The organism is Aliiglaciecola sp. M165 (assembly GCF_007197995.1).
Taxonomy (GTDB): Bacteria; Pseudomonadota; Gammaproteobacteria; order Enterobacterales; family Alteromonadaceae; genus Aliiglaciecola.
The window spans coordinates 51,547-75,163 of sequence record NZ_VKKH01000004.1 but is presented as its reverse complement, the minus strand read 5'-3'; the positions used below and the strand labels follow the sequence as shown (position 1 = coordinate 75,163).

Here is a 23,617-nt window from a genome sequence, read left to right as displayed (position 1 = left end):
TGCCGCCTTATCTCTAAAGATGCCACGTCTCACCGTATTTGCATTGTTCAAATGCTAATACGGTGTAACGTATTTGTTAACATTTGTACCAACGTATCGAAGGCATGATGCATATTTACAACTGGTGCAGACGATGGAAAGAATATGATCTTTTTGTAGTTGTTGTAAAAGATCTTATTTTCAAAATTTGTAAGTCATGCAAGGGTTGCTAGCGTTGGCGAACAAGCTCTCTGCGGTTTCTACAAGGCCGCTTCTATTTAAATGGTTAACTTTGGTTAATCGGTGAATTCGTCTCGTTTCCATTGATGTATATTCACTTCTGTTTTGGATAAAAAATGAAAACGAGATCAATCATTGCATCTAGTGTTTGTCTGGCATTTCTGACTGCCTGTGGTTCAGGCTCAAATTCTACTCAAGAAGGTCCATCGGTTGCACCCCCTGCCGTACCCGAGCCGCCACCACCACCACCGCCGCCACCGCCACCGCCGCCACCGCCGCCACCGCCACCGCCGCCGCCACCTCCACCTGTGGGCGAATCTGCTAAGGTGACAAACTTTGGTGCGGGCAATGTGGTAGATAAGTTCAATGAAGAAGGTTATCGGTGTACCGAGGACTATGGTTTCTGGGTTTATAACGCAGGCGTAGTTCAACCAGGCGTCAGTGGATGCACAACGGATAACAAACCTGTAGGCACTATCACCAAACGTTTCCCACAAGTCACTGGGCCAGCCGCTGAAAAACCCTTTGCGTCTCATCGTTGGTGGGGTTCAGTATCGTTTTTGGGAGAGATGACACTCCAGGACCCTGACAGCGCTGCATACATTACGCCTGACCCTATTATCGCCAGAATCAGCCAATCAGGTGTTCGCGTTATGGGTATTCCTAGCGGTTTGCAATCAATGGATGAGATAAATTTCCAATATCCGATCCCGGACCCTTTTGCAGAAGTGTTTGATGGAATTGCTGTTGCAAATTCAATGCATTTCAATTTAGAAGGTTATTTGAAAGAAAGTAGCGATGGTTCAATGACCATTGAATGGCAGGCCTCAGGTAACCCTGTAATGGAAGCCACATTTTTGCATGGTTCGCCCTATGTGTTTTTTAAAACCTATGAGGGTGACTTTGTAATCAAAACATTAAGAGAAGATGGTGGCGAGAAAGGAACGTTTTCAACAGGCGATAATAGTTTAGGGCTGTGGACAAGGGTCGCTGGGAATAAAAACACTTATTTATTAATTGGTGATGAAGGAACAACTTTTAGCGGTGCGACATCCAACAGCATCACTATCAATTCGCAGACTAACGAATTCACCCTAGCATTGTTGCCACCGTCGAACTTAGACACGCCAACTCAAGGTACGGTAGATGAATTCAAACTTTACGCCAGAAATGTGGTCAGTAAGGTCGACATTACCTACCAAATCGAGAGCGAGTCGCAAGCCGTTAACATTACTCATCATTATCTCGATCAGTCTGGTGAGCCTTTAGACACAATGATGGGACTGCATCCTCTGCATTGGAAAAATGCAGGTGACATTATTTCAACACAAAGTGTGCGCAGTGCCAGAGGAACCGTTAAATTTTTACCAGGTCAAGACTTTTCCTATCAAATACCTTCCGTGGGAGTACTCCCATTTTTGCCAACCATCGACGGTAGCATAGATAGGGCAGTGTTGACGCAACTTGTCAATGACTTTATCGCACAAGGTCAAGACAATTGGAATACCTTTACAGACACCTATTGGTCGGGTAAAGCTTATTCAAAAGTTGCCGAGCTAGCGGCAATTGCGCGATCTGCTGGGCTTGATCAACAAGCCGACGTATTCATTAATTGGCTTAAACTCGAGCTTGCAGATTGGTTTACCGCTGCAACTGGCGATACTTTCGATGAAGACAAGTACTTTGTTTATGATGAAGATTGGGATACGTTATTAGGGGTCAGTGAGTCCTTTTTATCCCATCAAATGCTTAACGATCACCATTTTCATTATGGATACTTTGTCCGCGCAGCCGCTGAAATATGTCGAGTCGATTTGGCGTGGTGCTCCGAAGCACAATATGGCCCTATGATTGAATTACTGATTAGAGACTATGCGGGTGGGCGTGATGACGAGATGTTTCCTTATTTACGCCATTTTGATCCAGCAAATGGCTTCTCTTGGGCATCGGGGATGGTCAATTTTGCCAGAGGCAACAATAACGAATCGACTTCTGAGGCAGCTAACGCCTATGGAGCAATTACGCTCTATGGATTGATAACCGGGCAACAAGACTTGGTAGATCGCGGCACCTATTTGCATGCCTCTACAGCCGCAACTTATTGGCAGTACTGGAACAACATTGATCATTATCAGGGTAAACCCGAAGAGTATAATAATTTTCCTTCAACCTACGATAAAATCACAACGTCAATCATATGGGGCGATGGTGCCGTATTTTCCACTTGGTTTAGTCCGCGTTATGCCCATATTCTAGGAATTCAGGGTCTGCCTATTAATCCCCTTACTCTCCACGTTGGTCAATACCCAGATTATATGCGCGACTACATTGAGTTGGGAATGTCTGAATCAGAAAATGGTAAACCTTCTGGGTTAGATGAAGACCAGTGGAGGGACGTTTGGTGGAATTTGTGGGCAACCAATGATGCCCAAGCCGCATTAGACGACTATGAAAGTATGGCAGATTATGTGCCAGAGTTCGGCGAAACTAAAGCACATACCTACCATTGGATACACACCTTTACTCAGCTGGGGAATATGCTTACAGGAAACGGCGATGTTACCGCAGATGACCCGGCTTCAATGGTGTTTGAAAAAGACGATAATCGCACTTATCTGTCGTATAATTTTTCCGAACAGGAAAAGACCGTCAATTTCTCAGACGGCGTATCGCTGCTTGTTCAACCAGGGGTCATGACACGAGTAACTACCCAAGAGCTTGAATTGGATGATCAACTGCCGCCAGAATTTGCGGGTGACGTCATGGTGTCTAACGTGAGGCGAACATCCGTTGATTTGGGCTGGGACCCTGCAACGGACAACGTTCGTGTTGCATCCTACGAAATTCAAATTCAACAAAACGGTGTCACGGTTCAAACTGTTGTGAGTACATCAACTTCGAACCAAGTCCAAGGTCTGTCGGATAACACAGCTTATAGCGTGATTGTCACGGCCTTGGATGTGGCAGGAAACCGTTCAAATTCAATTGAAGCTGAGGTGACAACGGCCGATCTCAATGCCGATTTACCTCCTCAAATGCAAGGTGTTTTGGCCGTCGAGAATATCACCGCAACACAGGCTACAGTGCGCTGGCAAGCAGCGGAGGATGAGGGCAGTATAAATAGCTACAATGTCGTGCTGTCTGGACCGGATAACTTTGAAGTGGTGACATCGGTAAACCGTCTAGAAACCACCCTCAGTGGCTTGTCCGAACAAACGACTTACACGATTAGTATCAGTGCCTTAGATGACAGTTCGCAAGAATCTATTGCTATAACAACAGAGTTTCAAACAGCGTCGTTGATAGCGCCACTGGTATTGCTAGATGATCAACTTCAAGATGGCTACAGCATCGGAAACTTTCCGGGAAATAACGAAGCAGACAATGACAGTATTACACTCAATAGTGGCACGTTAGAGGCTGATTTTAGTATGACAGGCAATGTTTATCTCATTGCTCCAGTAGTCCTTGATCTAAGTGCTTACGAACAGGGATTTCTGCGTTTTGATTTAAGGCTAGCGAGCCTAGGAAGCCATACGGATGTGTTCGTTAAAATAGATTCAGGTTGGCCAAATCTAAGTGACGTGAATTTGTCCGATTATGGTGGACTGCCCGTTGAAGGAGGGGATTTTCAGTCATACAGTATCCCTGTTTCAGATATTAGTGCTGCGAGTAATTCGCTATCACCGGGAAATCAGGTGGATTTAACCTCGGTAATAAATCCATTTGTGCTGGAAGGAAATGACGGTGGTCAAGATCTGCATATTGTTGTAGAGAGTATTCGAATTGAATAACCACTTTTGATAGACCAAATGGGTATAAGTAGCCTGTTGCTAACGATTGAGTTTGTTGATTAATGCTGCACGGATTTGCCGTGCAAGGGTTTCATCCAGTGGATTCAAGCTTCCCCGTCGCTCAGGAGGAATATGGGTTGGCTCCCGAGCCGAAAATACGTAATGCTCAAACATGTTTCGCCATATATCTCTTTGTGCTTTGGGCAAATCTCGAATACTTAAGATCCCATGATTTAACGCATCGAGTGGCGTACCCATAAAATTGGGGACTTGCCGCCACCAGTAGTTGACTAAAACATTAAAGTCCTCCAAGCCCTCGACATGATGCCACCACATACTAGGAATAAATAGCGCGTCGCCGGGCGCTAGTTCTATAATAATGCTTTGCTCAATGGCCTCTTTAAATTTCGGAAACTGACGGTAGTCAACATTATGAAAGTCGACCATGCTGGCAGACTGTCCAGCGGGAGTGAAATCTAACGGGCCTACATATAAATTATCTATTTGATCTGGTGGAAACAAAGTAAATCGCCTTTTTCCAGTAGCCACACAGGCCAAGTTATCTGGGATGTCATAGTGAGCGGCGATCCGCGAAGGCGTACCTACCCATATGCTCACTAAGGGCGAATCTTTGAGCAGATCAACTTCGTTGTGCAAACGAAACTCGGGCAATATGTGATTGATTGATGTCGAACCCAAATAAGTTGAATCTAAAGCTGGATTATTTGCATGAGCAAAAATATCGTCGATTACGTTTTTGAAGTTTGTTGTTTTTGGCGAGAAATTAAAGCCATCCATTGTTTCGTTGTAAAAAAAGCGGCCTTGTTCGGCAGCACCAGCCACGAAGGCTTGCACGGGACGGTCATTCGCACTACTGGTTAAATAGTCTGCAGCATGCTGTGCGCTTTTCTCAGCCGCTTGTACTAATGGCCAGGATTTAATAAGCCCTCTAAGAACAGCGGGTTCATTGCAACATAATAACTCAGAGGTCAAATCTGATTCGCTGGCAGAATGTATCTCTTTAATCGTATTTTTCGAGCTAAATGACAGCACTTTGCATCTCTATAGGGTCGCGTTTTTCTTTTCTATCAACGGAGAAAGATTGGCCATTGATGCCTCGATCATATGGATCATTTGCAAGTAGCCTTTGCTATGTAAATTTTGCAAATCCTCGCCGCTCAGCGCTGCCACTTTTTCTTCGTTGATTGTGTAAATGCCTGTGAGTTCGTTGTTACTTCCATCTTTGACAGTGACTTTTATGCTAACCGATTCAATCAAATCCTGTGAAAGCAGTTCTGCAACAAATTCATCTGTGAGTTGGTGCCCTTCGTTAACAGCCTTAAGTACCGATGTCATGTGCTGTAAATAATCGCTTTGCCCCCCTTGTTCCAAAAATACAGGCTCACCAATTTCTTCAGAAACTCGTGGACTATCCATATCAACAAAGACCACAGGTTCCTGAGTTAGTACACCATCAACTTGAGTATTTTGAAAACCAATCAAGAAAGGGCGACGTTGAATACTCAATGGCACATAGTCGCCTTGCCAGCCTTTTTCGGTTAAATACAAATTCTCCATTTCAGCAAAGCCGAACATGGCGATGGCTTCAAATTTTCCTGACTCTGAATTCTTTCTAAAAAAGATCGGATAAACACCTTGTACTTGTCTGAACTCAGATACAAAAATATTCGCATAGCTGACATCGTCACCGAGTCTGGGAAGCATGTCGGTTATGATTTTTAAATCTTTGTGCGTCACATTGTCGAGTACTTGATGGTTTGGCATAGAGTGTCCTGATTAGTTATTGTATTTCTTACTAGCACCTAGACTAGTTGTTGGTTTGATTGTCTCGTTTTCCGAGTTAAATGCGCTGCAATCCAAACTGACGTATTTTATTGATGAGTGCCCGATTTGTTGGCAGTCCTTTTATAAGCTTTTGGGTCAGTTGTTGGTTTTTGCGAAAATTCTCCATCGCAAGTTGTTTATCTAATGAGCGTCTTTGGGTGCCAGCAGATTCGGTTTTAAATCCCATTCCATACAACACATATTGATAGCTGGCAGAAGGGAATACTTCATCAATTTGCGTGAAATCGCTATGCCAAGGGCTATGATATCGCCATAGCTCCATTAGCTGTCTAAGGTCTTCCGGGATCGTTTTCTTATCGCAATTATCCACCCAATAATCGGTATCGGTGCGCTTGGTTAAAATGTAGTGAAGTTTAAGAAAATCAATGATTCGATCCCAGCGATACAGGAACTTATCGTTAAAGCGTTTTGCGACAATATCCATTACACTGCGCGTTGCGGGCATTTGCTCGCTGATCATTGCAGCCGACAGCTCAACAAGCACTAACGCTGACGCTTCCAGCGGCTCGAGGAACCCTGCTGATAGCCCTACAGCAACACAGTTTTTATGCCAAAATACCTGCCTGTGGCCAGGCACGATGGGGATTTTTCGAACCTTTAATTCATCCGCTTTATCACCAATGCTTTGCTTTATGTAGTCTCTCAATTCCGTTTCTGCATGCTCAACCGTGGTGTGGTCAGAAGAAAAAACATGGCCTACACCGCGTCGAGAGGGCAGTCCAATGTCCCAGATCCAGCCTGCACTTTGCCCCGTTGATATAGTATGAGACGCAATAGGGCTTTGTTCAGTTTCATAGGGCACGTGCACTGCAAGTGCAGTGTCATTGAAGAGAATATGGCGTTTGTTAATAAATGGAATTTGGTAATGCTTACCGATTAATAGTGCATTGAAACCTGTGCAATCAACGAATAGATCCGCTTCCAATTCCCCTGACATTTTCGTATTGATAGAACGGATATCGCCGTTATCGTGACTGTTAATGTCGGTAACATGGTCAAGGATATGAGTTACGCCAAGTTTCTCGGTGCAATGTTTAGTCAAAAATGTGGAAAATTTACCGGCGTCAAGATGATACGCATAGTTTGCAACATGGGCATATTCTGGCGTGGTATTTTGTTTTGGGGCCAAGTGCTGATCACATAGGTGCCCTTGAAATGAGACGGCATCGGCAAACGAAACCTTGTCGGCTTGTTCTTGCCAAAACGGCGCTAAGTTAATTTGCTCGTATCCTTGAGGAAGAACAAGTGGATGATAGTAGGCATCATCTTCAGCACCTGTAACCCATTTGGCGAACTTTGCCCCTTGTTTGAACGAGGCGTCACATTCGCGGATAAAATCCGTTTCGCTAATTCCCATTTTGCGCAAGGTTCCACGCATAGTTGGCCAGGTACCTTCGCCAACACCTATGGGGCTCACGTCCGGCGATTCTATCAAGGTTACTGATATTCCTTGCTCAGAGTTGGCTAAATGTTCTGCAGCAATCACACCCGCTGTCAGCCATCCAGCGGTGCCACCACCGACGATAACAATTTTTCTAATTTGATGATCGACCACTTCTTACTCCAAGTGAACAGATTAAAAAAAGCATATCAAAAAGCCGCTTAAAAAGCGGCTTTTTTCATAACAACCTTCGCTTAGAAGGTGTAACGTGCACCTAGGTTGTAACGGGAACCATATTGACGAGCAAACAAGAATTGCTCTTCGTAGCGTCCGTAACCTTCCTCGGTTTCATTGGTTATATTTAAACCTTCAAAAAACACCGTTAGATTTTCAGTAATATCGTAGTTAATACTGATATCAGTTTGTGCGTATTCTTTACCGAATTGAGGCGGAGATTCAGCAGAGCCTTGCTGTTGACCAACACCAATCAAATAATCATCACGCCATGCGTAAGTAATTTTTGCTGAAAGGCCATCTTTTTCGTAGAACAATTGAATATTGGCTGAGTCACTCAGGCCGTTTAAAGGTGCTTGTCTTTCAAAGCTGTCTACGTCAAATTCTACGTCACCATCAACTATTGTAAAGTTAAAGCCAGCACCAAAGCCGGTTTCACCAAACATATGCTGGATCGCGAATTCAAATCCATCTACAGTCTTGTCATCACCATTTTCAGGACGACTCACCAACCATTCAATAAGTGGGTCATCAGGGTTCTGACGGATGATCTGGGTTTGACAACAGGCGTCATCGATTCCTTGGCCACTGTCAATCAACTGCTGCCAAATTGCACCGTCAGTAACAGGGATTCCGGCAGCAACGAGCTCAGCTGTCGCTTGCGCGGCACGTGGACCATTTAGCGGGTCACGTAAACCTTCGAAAGTCAGCAGCGTCTGATTGTTGCTTATAAAGTTTTTCACGTCTTTTCTGAAATACCCCAGTGCAATATAACTCGCTTCTTCGTAATAGTACTCAACGATCAAATCCAGGTTAGTCGATTCAAAGGGTTGCAAGTTGGTGTTCCCCGCCGCACCATTTCTGCTACCTGGTTTAGGGGCTGGCGATAGTGAACGTGCACCAACTAGATTTCCTAGCGGTGCTCGGGTAATCGTTTTACTTGTAGAGAGTCTGGCAATAATATCGTCGGTCACCTCTACCTTAATATCCAAGTTTGGTAGGTACAAATCATGCTCGCCGGTAAACTGAACGCTGCCGGTCTCGCTTGGTCTAAAGCGCAACTGCCACTCCGTTGGGTTAGTCCAAACAACAAAGTCTTCAACATCCTGATCGACAATACTGATTACGTCTGTCTGTTCATAGCGCACTCCCACATTGACATCTACCGGCATATCTCCGATTTCGAAGTACATGTCTGCTGCGACATAGGCACTTTGTGTTTCTTCGGTCAAGTCTGCTAGGCCTTCCGTAACAAAAGATTCAAACGGATCTGGATTAAAGCCAAAGAAAGACTGCAATCTACCAACTGCCTCAGCATAATCAAACGCGTAGTAGTAATCGGTAGTGAGGTTTGCACCGCCATTAGAAAATTCGTCAAGGAAGTCACCTGAATCTCGTCTTACAAACATGCTATCTGGGAAGATAGCTTGGTTGCCATTGTAACCGCCGGGACCTTGGTTGCCACTAAAGGCGTTTCTTCCACCAAAGGTTTGGTCGGTAATGGCAATACCAGCACGAACGCTCATTAGGAAGCTATCATCAGGGTTAACCCATTCGGCATCTAATTGCAGTTGTTCGACGGTAGACTCGCCCACACCACGGCTAAATTGAGCAAACAACGGATCAAAATCGGCTGGACTTGCCTCGGCGGCGTTATCTGGCCAGGTCATGACAAATTGCGGAATGCCACCTTCAGAAAAATCATAGGTTTTAGTCACGATGTTGTTCGGTCCGAGAATGATGTTACCAGAGTGTCCAGTACCATCATCAGCACCATTGTCGGTCTCGGTTTTTGAATCGTGATAATCCAATTCAAAATGAATGTCGTCAGTGATTTGCCATTCGAAATTAAATCCGATGGAATCACTTTCTACCAATAAAGTTTCTCTATTGGCGGAGTGCGCAAAATCATTGGCGGTTTCGGTAAAGCGAATGGCCGTTCCGCGCTCATCCAATTCATAACTTGTCACATTTCCGCCAAAGTTAAACCAGATGCCATAGCCTAAACCCGACGTCGCTGTTTCCGCTTCAGAATAAACATAGTCCAGAGTAAAGGTCATATCGTCTCGAGGCGCATATTGCAAGGTTGCTTGCCCGTTGAAACGAGAGCGTTGAACATTGTTAATGTTATATGAAATCTGGCGGGGGAAATAGGTATGACCGGCCTTACCATCGGCAGTGGTCGTGCCACCCATTATGTCTTCTTCTTCATTGGCTGCGTCTGGACGCAAATCTATTGCCGAAGTCGCGTTGCCAAATGGCCCTTGGTCGGCTTGCCAACCTGGAATATTTGCACTTTGTTGTTGGAAGTCACGATCTTGCATCGACAAAGATATGGCCAAACCAATAGTATTGTCTGCGTAGGTATCGCTATACAAAGCAGACAATTCTGGAGTGACATCATCCCCTTCAACGTTTGACTCATCATAAATTCCTTTGGCGGACAATGAATATTTCAAACCAGGAGATGCCAAAGGTCTTGCTGTGACAATATTTACCGTTGCACCTAGTCCACCGGATGGAATATCTGCACGGCCAGTTTTATATAACTCCAAGGCGCTAACACCTGACGATGACAAGTTTTCCAATTTGAAAGAACGAGTATTACCTGTTCCTGGCATTTGACGACCATTTAAGGTAATCAAGTTAAAATCTGGACCAAATCCCCGCACGGTAATTTCACTACCTTCACCGTTGCTTCTGCTTACCGTGACACCGGTAATACGTTGCAGTGATTCGGCAAGGTTAGTATCGGGGAATTTACCCATTTCTTCAGCGGATATAGCGTCAACAACGCCTTGTCCGTCGCGTTTTAAATCTTGCGCGCGCATTAAACTGCCGCGGATCCCTCGTACAGCAATGACTTCTACATCCCCTCCAGCGGCATCGGCATTATCTGCCTCTTGCGCTGAAATTTGAGGTACAACTGCTGTGCCCAAAAGCACAGAGATGGATGCGGCAAGGTATTTCTTACTGAAGTTCATGTCTTTCATAGTTACCCTACTTATAATTTTCTTCATGTGGCTGTTTTATCCCGCTGGCGCATTGTGTAAAGTTCCGCGGGATAAAACCCTTAGTGTGTTCAGTATCAATTAATTGGTTGTGATCATGGCGTTGTCGATACGATAAATCGCTCCACCGCCCGTCTGCCATGCTGGGAAAACCATCACTACATCAATTGCACTAAGGTCCAGGCCTGCATCAGACAAAGCGAGTAGATCGAATGTATAGGTTTGCCATTGTCCTACTACGGGGTCTTGTCCTTCATTACTGGTGTTCAAATTAACTTCCGCAAAAGACGTGTTATTGTCTGCTTCAACTTTAAGCAGCCAGTTTGTATCGCCTCCTGAAGGAGGCGTCACGATTTTCATTTCGAAAGTCAGGGTACCAGTCGTTAGGTATGCACTAGCATCTACAGGTGAACCCGCATCCCGGCTGTAGAAGCCAAGCACTGTTCCTGCGTTATCAAGGATTTGGAATTCTGCTGTTGCGCCGTGATCTGCATCGTCAGCAGCCACTGTTGGCGTAGTACCGCCGCAACAATCCCAAAGCGGCCACTCTGCATTGGCGTCATCTTTGAAAAATGTGACAAGTGAGTTGCCATCTTGCGCTTGACCCGTATCACCAGGATTTCCAATCACCAGATTATCTACGCGGTAAACTGCGCCTTCTCCGGTCTGCCATGCAGGGAATATCATGATGACGTCAATAGCACTGATATCTAGCCCTGCATCGGACAAGGCTGAGAGAGGGAAGGTATAAGTTTGCCACTCACCCGTCACTGGGTTAGCCCCTTCAGTGCTGGTATTTAGTGCTACTTCAGCGAAGGATGTATTATTGTCAGCTTCAACTTTCAATAACCAGGTCGTATCTGCAGTCGGCGGACTTACGACTTTCATTTCAAAGCTAAGGGTTCCTGTGGTTAACAACGCTGAGGCGTCAAATGGCGCGCCATCATCGGGAAGTCTGCTATTAAATCCAAGTACAGTCCCATCATTATTGAGGATCTGGAACTCAGCAACTGCACCATGATCAGCATCATCGGTTTCAACTGTTGGCGTGGTTCCGCCGCAACAATCCCATAGTGGCCAGTTTCCGCTCTCTGCATCGGCAAAGACCACTTCACGAGGACCTGTTGGTCCACTCGTAGCATTCGGGTTGAAGATTTTGGCGTTGTCCACGCGGTAGATAGCCCCTTCACCGGTTTGCCATGCAGGGAAAATCATTAAGACATCAATCACACTGATATCTAAGCCCGCATCAGCAAGGTCTGAAATCGCAAAGGTGTAAGTTGCCCACTCTCCGGTCACAGGATCTGCACCACCATTACCGGTTGACAAGTCGACTTCTACTGCCGATGTGGCACCGTCACCTTCAATTTTGAACTTCCATACTGCATCAGGTGAAGTTGGTGCATTGACAACTTTCATTTCAAACTGCACGACACCATCAGTAAGTAGTGCTGACGCGTCAAAGTTAATGCCAGAACCATCCGCTGGTTTGAACCCAAGTACAGTGCCGTCATTGTTTAGGATTGAAAATTCAGCAACCACGCCATGATCGGCATCATCCATTTCTTCAGTAGGCGTTGTACCACCACAGCAATCCCACAATGGCCAGTCTGGATTGGCTTGGTCTTCAAACAGCACTAACTCAGGGAACACCTGGCCACCTGGCTCGGCAATTTCTACGTTATCAACGCGATAGATTGCGCCTTCACCGGTTTGCCACGCTGGGAATATCATAATGACATCAATTGCGCTGATATCTAAACCTGCATCGCTCAACGCTTGTAAAGGGAAGGTATAGGTTTGCCACTGACCAGTAACCGGATCTGCGCCTTCGACACTTGTGTTCAAGGCAACTTCGGCAAATGAGGTGTTGTTGTCCCCTTCGACCTTTAACAGCCAGGTCGTATCAGAAGTCGGCGCATTCACAACCTTCATTTCAAAGGATAAATTACCCGTCGTTAACATCGCCGAAGCGTTAAACGGTGTGCCACCTTCTGAAACATCAGGGCGGCTATTGAAACCTAACACTGTGCCGGCGTTATCCAGTATCTGGAACTCAGCGACTGCGCCATGTTCGGCATCATCAGTTACAACAGCAGGTGTTGTACCACCACAGCAATCCCAAAGCTTCCACAAAGGATTTTCAGCATCGTCAAATATAGTAATAGGCACTGCTACGTCAGGCGTTGGAGGCGTTGGCGTAGGTGCTTTACCTTCAACCAAAGTGTTTTCGTCTTTGTAGCCACCACGAACGGTTTCACAACCCGCTCCTGTGTCAGGATCGATAGAACATTCGTAAACACGAACGTAGTCAATTTGGAATGCTTGTCCGCCAGCGAAGGCTGACTCATCAATACCCAAATTGTTGACGTTTTCCGGCCAGCTCCCGCCAACAGCAAAGTTTAGGATTAAATGAAAATCCTGATCAAAGGGTGAGCTATCCCAAAATACTTGTTGCTCGCCTGTAGCGATGTCGAAATATTCTGCAAACCAACCTCTATGGATCAAGCCAACTGCTTCATCTTTGCTATTGAAACGCACCTCAGAGGCCATTTGTGTGGCATAAAGGTAACCATCCATATACCAACGAATTTCGCCTTCTTGCCATTCAATCGCATAGGTATGGAATCCGTCTGATGGATTCACGCCATTGGGAAGAAGATAAGGTTGGCCTGAGCTTTCATTGTTAGGAAAGTCGCGCCCATAATGAAGGGTTCCGTAGATATTGCGCTCTTCTACGCCTTCTTCTGAAACCACTCCTAAGTTAACGGATTCAAAAATATCAATTTCGCCAGATTTTGGCCAGCCACCATAGACCTCATCTGTAGGAAGCATCCAAAACGCGGGCCAACTGCCTTGGCCAAAGGGCACTTTGGCGCGCATTTCAATGCGGCCGTATCTAAAGTCACCTTTATTTTTCGTAACCAGGCGAGCTGACGTGTAGGGAAGCGGCAAACCCGTATCCACAGACTCAGAAGTTGGCTTAGCGACTATGTTTAACATACCGTCGGCAACAAAAGAGTTTTCGTCAGAATCGGTGTAGCACTGCTTCTCTTGGTTACCGCCGCCAGCACAATTTACTTCATGTGTCCATTTGTTGGCATCTATTCCGGCGCCATCGAATTCATCATTCCACACCATTACCCAGTCAGAGACTGGCGCGGACGTGTCAACCGCTTTTATATCGGTATTTGTATTTGAACCACCACCACACCCGCTAAGGGTCAGTGCTGCCAAAATACTGGCTGTAACCGAAAGTTTGTGCGTCTTATAATTAACGCTCTTAATTCCCATGGTTTTCTCCGAACAATCAAGGTGACTTTGCCTAACACAACCATTATTGCTCAGTGTCGAGAAACAGCCGTGAGCGCACAGTGGTGGTGCTAGATGTTAACTACCTGTTTACATGTGTAACATAAAGGTTAATAGCCTTGGAATTAAATACGGTGAGACGGGACAGCAAAGAGATGGAGCGGACTGGTACTATAAAAGAGGTGTTTACATTTACATTTATAAATGCCTAATTGAGTGCGACTGATAAACAATTTATCCGCCCATTGTGATACAAATCTGGTAAGCAATACAGCCTCCTTGCCGCAATAACAGTCCGCTTGAGCTTGTTTACGTTGCACCCCTTCATTCATCGAATAAGGTTTGCGGTTGAGACCAATCATTTCGACAAAAGGTATAGGTATGAAAAAGAGTTAGTTCAGGACAAGAAAAACTGGCAATAGTTTGTGCAAATTTTTCGCACAATAAATACAAACTAGCTAATCGCTTTTTCTAACTCTTTTCAGAATAAAAAATTATGAACAGTACTAGTACACAAAAAGTTTCGGGTCAATTCGTCAATTTGGGCGAAGATCGCTTTTATAAAATAGCGCATGTCGATCAAATGCCGCCATTTTTTATCAGCTTGATATCGCACAGTGATCATTGGTTGTTTGCTGCGTCCAACGGCGGATTAACAGCGGGTAGAATCTCGCCTGAGACAGCACTGTTTCCGTATGTAACCGTAGATAAAATCTACGAGAGTACGCCTCATACAGGCTGCAAAACGCTGTTAAAAGTAAAAACATCCGAAGGTCAGTTTCAATGGGAACCTTTTAACGTAGAACGTTTCCACACTGACAAGATAGAACGCAATCTATATAAAAGTGTTTTGGGTGACGTGCTGGTATTCGAAGAAATCAACCTGACGTTGAATCTTAGCTTCACGTATCGTTGGTCGTTTAGTGAAGAGTTCGGATTTTGCAGAGATGCCAAGGTTACAAATTTGCGCAACGATGTGACAAGTATCGAAGTAATCGATGGCCTCACTAACTTATTGCCTGCGGGTACACCTAGGTTTACTCAAACCCAATCGAGCAATCTCGTCGACGCATACAAATTTTCAGAATTGGACGCCGATACAGGGCTGGGGATATTTTCGCTCTATTCTGGCATCACGGATCGGGCGGAACCCAGCGAGTCGCTAAGAGCTAATACGGTGTTCTGTTTGGGGCTTGAAAACACGCAATTTCTGCTATCTGAACAGCAACTTAAGCATTTCCGCTTGGGCCAAAATGTGATAACCGAGTCACATTGTCGAGGTATGCGAGGTGCTTATCTTGTTCATAGTAAATTTGAGCTTGCGGCAAACGGTTATAAAACCTGGAAAATTATCGCCAATGTTGAACAAGACCAAACTCAAATTGTGGCGTTATTGAGTCAACTCAATGAGCTTGAGTCACTTGCAACAGCGTTGAATGATTCGATCAAACATGGTCATGATCAATTGGCTAGAATTATGGCATCTAGCGACGGTATGCAGTGTACCGAAGAAGAAAATGTCTCGGTACACCACTATGCAAACACCCTGTTTAACGTTTTGCGGGGCGGTATTTTTAATGACCAGTATCGTATTTCTGCGGAAGATTTCTCCGCCACCATCAAGTCATTCAATAAAAAGATTTATCAAAATCATCAAGACTTTTTACAAAACCTGCCACAAGTTATTAGTGTTCAAGAGCTTCACACACGGGTGGAGCAGCAAAACGACACACAATTATTGCGGCTTACATTAGAATATTTGCCCATTACATTTGGACGCCGTCATGGAGACCCAAGCCGCCCTTGGAATCAGTTTGCAATTGAGTTAAAGGACAAGCAGGGCAACCCACTCCTCAGTTATCAAGGAAACTGGCGCGATATATTCCAAAATTGGGAAGCGCTTACCTTTAGCTATCCTGAGTTCATCGAAAGTGTGATTGCAAAATTCGTCAATGCCTCAACGATGGACGGTTACAACCCTTATCGTATCACTAAGCAGGGCATTGATTGGGAAGTGGAAGAGCCAGATGACCCCTGGAGTTACATTGGCTATTGGGGAGATCATCAGATCATTTATTTGCTTAAGATGTTGGAATTGTCAGAGCAGTTTCATCCACAAACGCTGACTCAGTTATTATTTAAGCCGGTGTTTTGTTATGCCAACGTTCCTTATCGAATCAAGCCTTTTGAAGAGTTGGCCAAAGATGCCAAAAGCACTGTGCTGTATGATGAAAAGGTTGCTGCAAACATCGACGAAGTTGTCGAAACTTTGGGTGCTGATGGCAAGTTAATTCTTACTCCAGATAATGAGGTCTATCAGGTCAATTTATTGGAAAAGTTGTTAGTACCCCTGCTAACCAAATTAAGCAATCTGGTGATTGATGGTGGGATTTGGTTAAATACGCAAAGACCAGAATGGAACGATGCTAATAATGCCTTGGTTGGCCAAGGTTTATCCATGGTCACTCTTTATTACATGCGTCGCTACATTGCTTTTGTGCAGAACTTGGTTGCGACTCAATCCGGGACTGTCGAGTTATCCAGTGAAGTGGCACATTGGCTAGAAACAACGGCCAGTGCGCTGCAAACAATGAGCAAAACGTTAGATGACGGTCCTGTGACTTCACAGCAGAGCTTGGCGTTTTTGCAAGAAATTGGGCGTTTAGCCAGTGATTATAGACAGCAGGTTTACGCCAATAATGGCTTTGCTGATAAGACAACTCTTGAGTGCGAGCTGATTAAGGAATTGTTAGCCTCGTCAATGAGTTGTATAGAGCACAGTATCAAGCAGAACCAGGGCGACGATGGTCTCTATCATGCCTATAATTTGCTTGCAATTAAGTCTGACGAACTGCAGGTTAAACACTTATATCCTATGCTTGAAGGTCAGGTTGCGGCACTTAGCAGCGGTGCAATTAAAGGCCAACAGGCAGTGGATGTGCTCGAAGCCTTGTTTGAAAGTGACGTCTACCGGGACGATCAAAATACTTTCATGCTCTATCCAGACCGCAAACAAACCCCATTCTTGCGGAAAAACGTTATCCCAAGTGAATCAATTGCAAGCATTCCGGTGGTCGCACAAATGCTGTCAGACAATGACATGCGATTACTCACTTGTGATGCACGAGGCGATCATCGATTCAATGCAGACATTAAAAATGCAGGAGATTTGGCTGACGTATTAGCACAACTTAAAGGTAAATACGGCCAATCTTTAGAGCAATCGATTCCTACCATAATGGCGCTTTATGAGTCGGTATTTCAGCACGCTGAATTCACCGGACGTTCAGGCGGAATGTTTGGTTTTGAAGGATTGGGCAGTGTTTATTGGCACATGGTTTCAAAACTCTTGTTGGCGGTTAAAGAGCAGTTCTTTTGGGCCATTGAGGATGGTCAAGATCTTGCCGTGATCCATCGATTGGGTGAGTTATATTATAAGGTGCGTCACGGGATTGGATTTAATAAAACGCCTGAAGAATATGGTGCCTTCCCAACCGACCCTTATTCACATACACCGAAACACGCCGGTGCACAGCAACCGGGAATGACAGGTCAGGTGAAAGAAGAGGTGCTGACGCGTTTTGGCGAACTTGGCCTTCAGGTAAACAAAGGCAAGGTCAGTATTGTGCCTAAGTTATTGCGCCAAAGAGAATTCCGTAAAACAGATAGCCCATTTTACTATTTGGACGTTTCTGGAGAGTGGCAACTTCTAAATATTGAAAAAAATTGTTTGGGCTTCACTTGGTGCCAGGTTCCGTTTATTTACTCGCTAAATGACGGCGAGCCTGCGGGTATCACGGTGTTTGACCAAGGACAAAATGCCCAGTGCAGTGACGAACTAGCTTTGACACAAGAGCAGGCAAATCATTTGTTTAATCGAACAGGGCAAATCTTGAAGGTTGTTGTTAACTTGAACTCGCACCAACTCTTTGGCCAGTAGTGCACCGACTAAAAAGGAAAGAATAATGTCTAGCCGTTATTACAGACGCAGAAATCTGGCGGGGATCAACTATAAGAGTCTGAGCCTCGATCAAAAAAAGCAATTAGTAAGTGAACGCTTAAAACAAAAAATTCATGGTATTTCGTTTAGTCCGTATATTCGTGGACAGGGGCCTGGCACAGAGGTCACAGAAGAGCTTATCGATATGCGACTTTCTATCATTAGCCCTTACGTCAACTGGATCAGAACCTTTTCTTGCACTGAGGGTAACCAATTGATCCCTAAAGTCGCCGCAAAAAAAGGTCTCAAATCTTTAGTCGGCGTTTGGCTTAGTGACGACTTGGAAAAGAACGAAGTTGAGATACTTAACGCCATCGAAGTCGCTAAAAGCGGTCACGCCGATATGATGGGCGTAGGTAACGAAGTTTTGCTTCGCGGTGAGTTAACTCCTGATCAGTTGATTGACTACATTAAACGGGTACAAACCGCTGCGCCTGGTGTTCCCGTAGGCTACGTAGACGCTTACTTCGAATTTGTTGATTATCCAGAAATTGCCGACGCTTGTGATGTGATTTTTGCTAATTGTTATCCGTTTTGGGAAGGGTACCCGATTGAGCACGCACTTATATACATGAAAGACATGTATCGTCGTGCCCAGTCTGTAGCAAAAGGCAAGCCGGTTGTCATAAGTGAAACAGGTTGGCCAAATGTGGGAAGCCCTGAACGAGGCTCAGTGCCTTCGTATAACAACGCGATTGAGTATTTCCTGAGTACGTACAAGTGGGCTGATGAGGAAGACATCAATATATTCTATTTCTCGTCCTTTGATGAAGCCTGGAAAGTCGAAGATGAAGGTGATGTTGGCGCGTTTTGGGGCCTGTGGGACGAAGAAGGTAAAGCAAAGTATGGGCAATATGATGACTGATTTTTCATTACAGTTAAAACATAAAAATGCCATTTGTTATTCTGGCTATCGTCACGGACAGGACCCTCGCTCAGGCGTATTTCCCAGCTATGAACAGATTAAAGAAGACCTACTAATTCTAGTTCAACATTGGTCTGTTCTGCGGTTGTATGATTGTAGTCACCATGCTCATATGGTGCTAAGCGTTATTAGAAATGAGAGTCTACCTTTGCAAATCATGTTGGGTGTCGATCTTGCCGCTGAAGTGAGTAACCCAAATTGCCCCTGGGGAGCGCATTACCCTGAACATGAATTACAACTCAACCAACATGTCAATCAGCAGCACATTATGCGCATGATAGATTTCGCTAATGCCTATCCGGAGATTGTTTTTTCGGTGTCTATTGGTAACGAAGCGAGTGTCGAATGGAACGATCACATGGTACCCGTTGATAGGCTTATTCATTATGCGCGACAAGTAAAAGCCGGCTGCACACAACCGGTTACCTTTTGTGAAAATTATGTGCCTTGGACTAACAAACTGCTGCCGCTGGTTGAGCATCTCGATTTTATATCCATTCATACCTATCCTGCCTGGGAGTATAAGTCTGTTGACGAAGCTATTGCTTATACTCAAGAAAATTATCAACTGGTAAAAGCGGTTCACCCAAAGGTTCCCATTGTCGTTACAGAAGCAGGCTGGACAACCCGTTCAAACGGACGCGGCATTGAAGTGCACAATGCCAATGAACAAATTCAGATGAAGTATTATCAAGATCTTATGCATTGGGCTGAGCTGAATGATGTGCTGACCTTTGTTTTTGAGGCGTTTGATGAACCTTGGAAGGGGTCTGATGATGAAAATGAACCAGAAAAACATTGGGGACTTTTCTACGAAAATCGACAGCCAAAACCTGTCATGCAAGCTCTGTTTGACCAGCCTCAAAGGTATAATAAAGCGGTGTGACGTTTTTTATCAATCAAAATTAATGTTGCCGAATGAAAAAGGGAGACTAAATTTAGTCTCCCTTTTTTAAGTCTGGGTTACTGCATATTCATTGGGCTTTAGGGCTCTGCTGGACAGCTATGCTTATCTCTAGTTGAGGTTATCTAGCTAATTCGACCTCTAACTCTTCCAGTGAGCGCCCTTTGGTTTCTGGTAGATACCTGATCACTATCATTAACCCTAGGGTTGCAAACAACGAATAAAGTGCGAAGGTCGTTGATGCACCAAGGGTTGCAAGTTCCCAGGGGAATATAAACTGCACAAGGAAGCTGATGGCTGAATTGATGAGGCCAACAAAAGAGATTGCAATGCCTCGCACTTTGTTTGGAAACAACTCTGAAAATAGCACCCACATAACTGGGCCTAAAGACACAGCAAAACACGCTACAAATCCCAGCAAACCAACCAATACCACCTGTTGATTAAGGTTAATGGCTGCCGCGATCAATGAGGATTCATGTTGGCTGGCAATGTCAGCGCCAAGTTGCGCAACAAGTGCTGCTTTGAATGACACATCGTTAGAAAAGACTTGCCCGATTAATGGTAATTGCTGCAATGACGGCGAACTGACAAGGATTTGCTGGGCATCTTCAATTGATAGCTGATAAGTGGCAGCACCAAACTGATAGGCGAGTGTTGCCATACATAGTGCAATACCTCCCACACCGACGATTAAAAGCGCCTTTCTGCCAATTTTATCGATTAATGATATCGCTAGTATGGTAAATACCAAATTGATAATACCCACTAAAATAGCTTGCATGAAAGACGCGTCTGTACCAAATCCACTTTGTTCAAATATCATCGGCGCATAGAAGAATACGGCGTTGATACCAGTAATTTGCTGAAGTACAGCGATAGAAATACCGATAAGTAGCACGAAACGCAAAGACGGGTTTAGCAGATCTCGAATAGCGCCTTTAGCCTTTGCTTTATCATGATGAATGCTTTGGTTGATCTCGACAATGGCGGCGTCTACTGCTTCTTCTGAGGCCGTATTGAGCAGTACATTCTTCGCTTTTTGTTGTTCACCTTTTAGTAGCAACCAGCGAGGACTTTCGGGAACAAATAGTAAAGCAACCAAATAAAGCACTGCTGGAATGGCCTCAACCCCTAACATCCAACGCCAGTTGTGCTCGGCAAATTGCAGTGCCTGCTGCCACGCCTGCTGTTCTTGTGACCACTGAAGGATCAAATAATTACTAAAAAACGCAACGGTGATCCCAATGACTATGTTGAGTTGATTAAACGAAACAAGCCGGCCACGTAGATGTGCAGGAGCAATTTCTGCGATGTACATGGGCGCAATGATAAGCGCTGCCCCCACACCCAAACCACCTATCATACGGGCCAGAATCAAGGTGATAAAATTGGGTGCAAAGGCAGACAACACGGCTGAAATTAGAAATAAAAGTGCGGCAATCATTAAAACGGGTTTTCTGCCCAGCTTGTCGGCTAATGGACCAGAAATCATCATTGCCAAGGTTGCTGTTAGCGTTAAAGATGACACAGCCCATCCCAACTCAAGTTCGGACAAATTGAATTCAAGTGTGATGAATTTATTCACACCGGAAATGACAGAGGCGTCAAAGCCCATTAAAAAACCACCCAGCGCGACGATGAGTGAAATGTAAGCGACGTAAAAAACGTTATGACTATTTTGAGTATGCATGGGCTGAAAAAGAACTCTACAAATAATTGAATTAATGGCTAATGCCGATACTATTAACATTTGTGCAACAAGTTAGCGCGTTATCCTATTCATTATTCATGATTTTTAGGGCCAATTGCGATAAACCGGACTTACAGTCGGATGGATAGGACAACGTAACTGGTCGACATCCAGAGCAGCGTGTAGACTCTTTGCAGCTCAAAACTTGGGAAGTATCTGTGACAACACAATATTCTAAAAACAGAGTGTCATCTTTTCACACCCCCAGAGATTATTGGTTGTGGCAATCCGGTTTTTGGACTTTTGTTAGTATTAACAGTTTTGTTATTTTGACCCTATGGTACGGCCCATATGGCCAATCACACCTCTGGCATATCGTATTACAAGCAATCGTCGGGTTCATTTTGTCTGTGCCGCTGTATTGGACCTTCATGCGTATTTGGGATCGGTCAATCCGATATCGATTAGTCGTCGGTTCTGTCGTGGTGTTTATCGTTTCATTTATCTGGACATTAGCCCGGGTTCAGATTTTTATCTCGCTGACAGGGGAAACCGAAGAATGGGAACAGTTAGGTGGCTGGCACTTCGCCAGTATCTTCATTTATTTTTGTTGGACGGGGTTGTTTCACGGACTCCGATACTACGAACTATTGCAAACTGAGCATGTCATCATGTTGCAAGCAGAATCAGATGCCCGTGAAGAACAATTGAAGCGAATGAAGGCGCAGAGTGTCGCCCGAGATGCACAGCTTAAAATGCTTCGTTACCAACTTAACCCACATTTTTTATGCAACACACTCAACGCAATTAATTCCCTAGTGGAAGACAATGAAACTCAAAAAGCTCAGAATATGACAGTGCAACTCAGCAAATTTTTGCGTCACTCGTTGGATAATAATCCCGATACAAAAATCACTCTTGAGCAGGAAGTTAAGGCGCTTAATTTGTATTTGGAAATTGAAAAAACGCGTTTTGAAGACCGGCTTCAACTTGATTTTAACATCGAACCTCAAGCTACTTTAGCCCTGGTGCCTAGTTTGTTGTTGCAGCCAATTATCGAAAACTCAATGAAACATGCCATAGCAAAGAGTGAAACAGGCGGCACTATTTCCTTGTACGCGACAGCAAAAAATCACAGATTAGCATTACAACTTAGCGATAGCGGGTCGGGCGCTAAGACAGCCAATACCAAATTGCATAGCTCCACGGGAAGGGGGGTAGGCCTGCGAAATACTGACGAGCGGCTCAAAGCTCTGTACCACGACAATTATTCAGTCAACATCCGCTTGTTGCCATCCGGTGGATTAGAAACGACAATCGATATTCCATTGGAATTTCATTCTAAACAGAGTAAACACATCCAAACTAAAGATGAGACAACTGCATGACAAAACTTACCGCGATTATTGTTGATGATGAACCTTTAGCGCTAAAACTGCTCAGGTCTAAGCTGCAACAACTCGACATGGTCGAAATTATCGGTGAAGGTAAAAATGGACGTGAAGCCATTCGGTTGGTGATGGATTTGAATCCTGATATCGCCTTTTTAGATATTGAAATGCCAGGGCTTAATGGTTTTGATGTGGTGAAAAACTTGCAAAGCGATATCTTGCCCTTGGTCGTTTTTACCACAGCTTATGAGCAATATGCTCTGGATGCGTTTGACATTCATGCGGTGGACTACATACTCAAACCTATCGATCTTCAACGAATCGAACGAGCAATTGAGCGGGCTATAAAGCGCGTGGCTGTTGACAAGGTTCCTGAAAACAAACCTCGAATATTGAGTGCTATCAATACCATCAACAATTCAGGTAACGAAGCTGATCTTGCAGAACCTTCACCTGCGCAGTCTAGTGCTCCGGTTGAAAAGAAGATCGTTATCCGGGAGCGAGATGAAATAACACTGCTTAAACAATCAGAAATAAAATGGATTGATGCAGCAGGGGATTACGTTTGTCTGCACGTAGATGATGTGACACATATAAAAAGAAGCACTTTAAAAGAGTTATTGAGTGAACTTGATGAAGATATATTTAAGCGGGTTCATCGATCTACTATCGTTAATCTGAATTTTATCGAGAAAGTGATCCCGCATACAAAAGGAGAGTTTTTTCTGGTCCTAGGCGAACACGATCGCATCAAGGTCAGTCGAAATTACAAAGATGCAATTAAGGATTTTCTCAAAACGCCATAATACTAGTTTTAGCTTTGATTAACGAAGGTGATCAGATATCGAAGAATAACAGTATCAGTTACAACCTAATAAGAATAGATG

Annotated in this window: 12 protein-coding genes and 1 pseudogene; 6 read left to right on the top strand and 7 right to left on the bottom strand. The window is 44.6% G+C overall.

From position 1 onward, the window contains the following. Window positions 1-412 precede the first annotated feature (412 nt). Window positions 413-586 (bottom strand): hypothetical protein, encoded by a 174-nt coding sequence (locus FM019_RS20980; RefSeq protein WP_260681566.1) that lies wholly within the window; start codon window positions 584-586, stop codon window positions 413-415. Between FM019_RS20980 and FM019_RS07750 the strand changes: the two genes are divergently transcribed. Further along, the gene (locus tag FM019_RS07750) at window positions 570-4,013 is read left to right on the top strand and encodes a glycosyl hydrolase (protein WP_260681565.1); all 3,444 of its coding nucleotides are present in this window, start codon (window positions 570-572) and stop codon (window positions 4,011-4,013) included. The genes FM019_RS20980 and FM019_RS07750 overlap by 17 nt on opposite strands. Window positions 4,014-4,052: 39 nt before the next feature. Here FM019_RS07750 and FM019_RS07745 read toward each other — a convergent pair whose 3' ends face one another. The 5 genes and pseudogenes from FM019_RS07745 to FM019_RS07725 form a co-directional block, all read right to left on the bottom strand. Beyond that, window positions 4,053-5,066 (bottom strand): cupin-like domain-containing protein, encoded by a 1,014-nt coding sequence (locus FM019_RS07745; RefSeq protein WP_143835357.1) that lies wholly within the window; start codon window positions 5,064-5,066, stop codon window positions 4,053-4,055. 9 nt (window positions 5,067-5,075) lie between these two features. Continuing rightward, entirely contained in the window at window positions 5,076-5,798 is a 723-nt protein-coding gene (locus FM019_RS07740) for a SapC family protein (protein WP_143835356.1), read from the bottom strand. Window positions 5,799-5,874: 76 nt separating this feature from the next. Beyond that, window positions 5,875-7,434: a tryptophan halogenase family protein gene (locus FM019_RS07735; protein WP_143835355.1), complete on the bottom strand. Its 1,560-nt coding sequence runs from the start codon at window positions 7,432-7,434 to the stop codon at window positions 5,875-5,877. 80 nt (window positions 7,435-7,514) lie between these two features. Then, on the bottom strand, window positions 7,515-10,487 hold the full coding sequence (locus FM019_RS07730) for a TonB-dependent receptor (protein WP_143835354.1): 2,973 nt from the start codon (window positions 10,485-10,487) through the stop codon (window positions 7,515-7,517). 633 nt (window positions 10,488-11,120) lie between these two features. Next, window positions 11,121-13,799, bottom strand: a pseudogene (locus tag FM019_RS07725) (family 16 glycosylhydrolase); the annotation flags it as partial. Between the two features lie 514 nt (window positions 13,800-14,313). Here FM019_RS07725 and FM019_RS07720 point away from each other — a divergent pair. From FM019_RS07720 to FM019_RS07710, 3 genes are read left to right on the top strand one after another with little or no spacing between them, the layout of a single operon-like run. Next, window positions 14,314-17,757: a hypothetical protein gene (locus tag FM019_RS07720; RefSeq protein ID WP_143835352.1), complete on the top strand. Its 3,444-nt coding sequence runs from the start codon at window positions 14,314-14,316 to the stop codon at window positions 17,755-17,757. Window positions 17,758-17,782: 25 nt separating this feature from the next. After that, window positions 17,783-18,682: a glycosyl hydrolase family 17 protein gene (locus FM019_RS07715; protein ID WP_143835351.1), complete on the top strand. Its 900-nt coding sequence runs from the start codon at window positions 17,783-17,785 to the stop codon at window positions 18,680-18,682. Next, a complete protein-coding gene (locus tag FM019_RS07710; protein WP_143835350.1) occupies window positions 18,663-19,628 on the top strand; it encodes a glycosyl hydrolase family 17 protein in 966 nt (321 codons plus the stop codon). Before FM019_RS07715 ends, FM019_RS07710 begins: the two co-directional genes overlap by 20 nt. A gap of 139 nt (window positions 19,629-19,767) precedes the next feature. Here FM019_RS07710 and FM019_RS07705 read toward each other — a convergent pair whose 3' ends face one another. Then, window positions 19,768-21,339 carry a sugar porter family MFS transporter gene (locus FM019_RS07705; protein ID WP_143835349.1) on the bottom strand — a complete coding sequence of 524 codons (1,572 nt, stop codon included), beginning with the start codon at window positions 21,337-21,339 and terminating at the stop codon, window positions 19,768-19,770. Window positions 21,340-21,557: 218 nt separating this feature from the next. On the opposite strand from FM019_RS07705, the gene FM019_RS07700 reads away from it, so the two are divergent. Together FM019_RS07700 and FM019_RS07695 are read left to right on the top strand one after the other, a co-directional pair. Then, window positions 21,558-22,727: a sensor histidine kinase gene (locus tag FM019_RS07700; protein WP_260681564.1), complete on the top strand. Its 1,170-nt coding sequence runs from the start codon at window positions 21,558-21,560 to the stop codon at window positions 22,725-22,727. Next, a complete protein-coding gene (locus tag FM019_RS07695) occupies window positions 22,724-23,536 on the top strand; it encodes a LytTR family DNA-binding domain-containing protein (protein WP_143835348.1) in 813 nt (270 codons plus the stop codon). Before FM019_RS07700 ends, FM019_RS07695 begins: the two co-directional genes overlap by 4 nt. Window positions 23,537-23,617 lie beyond the last annotated feature (81 nt).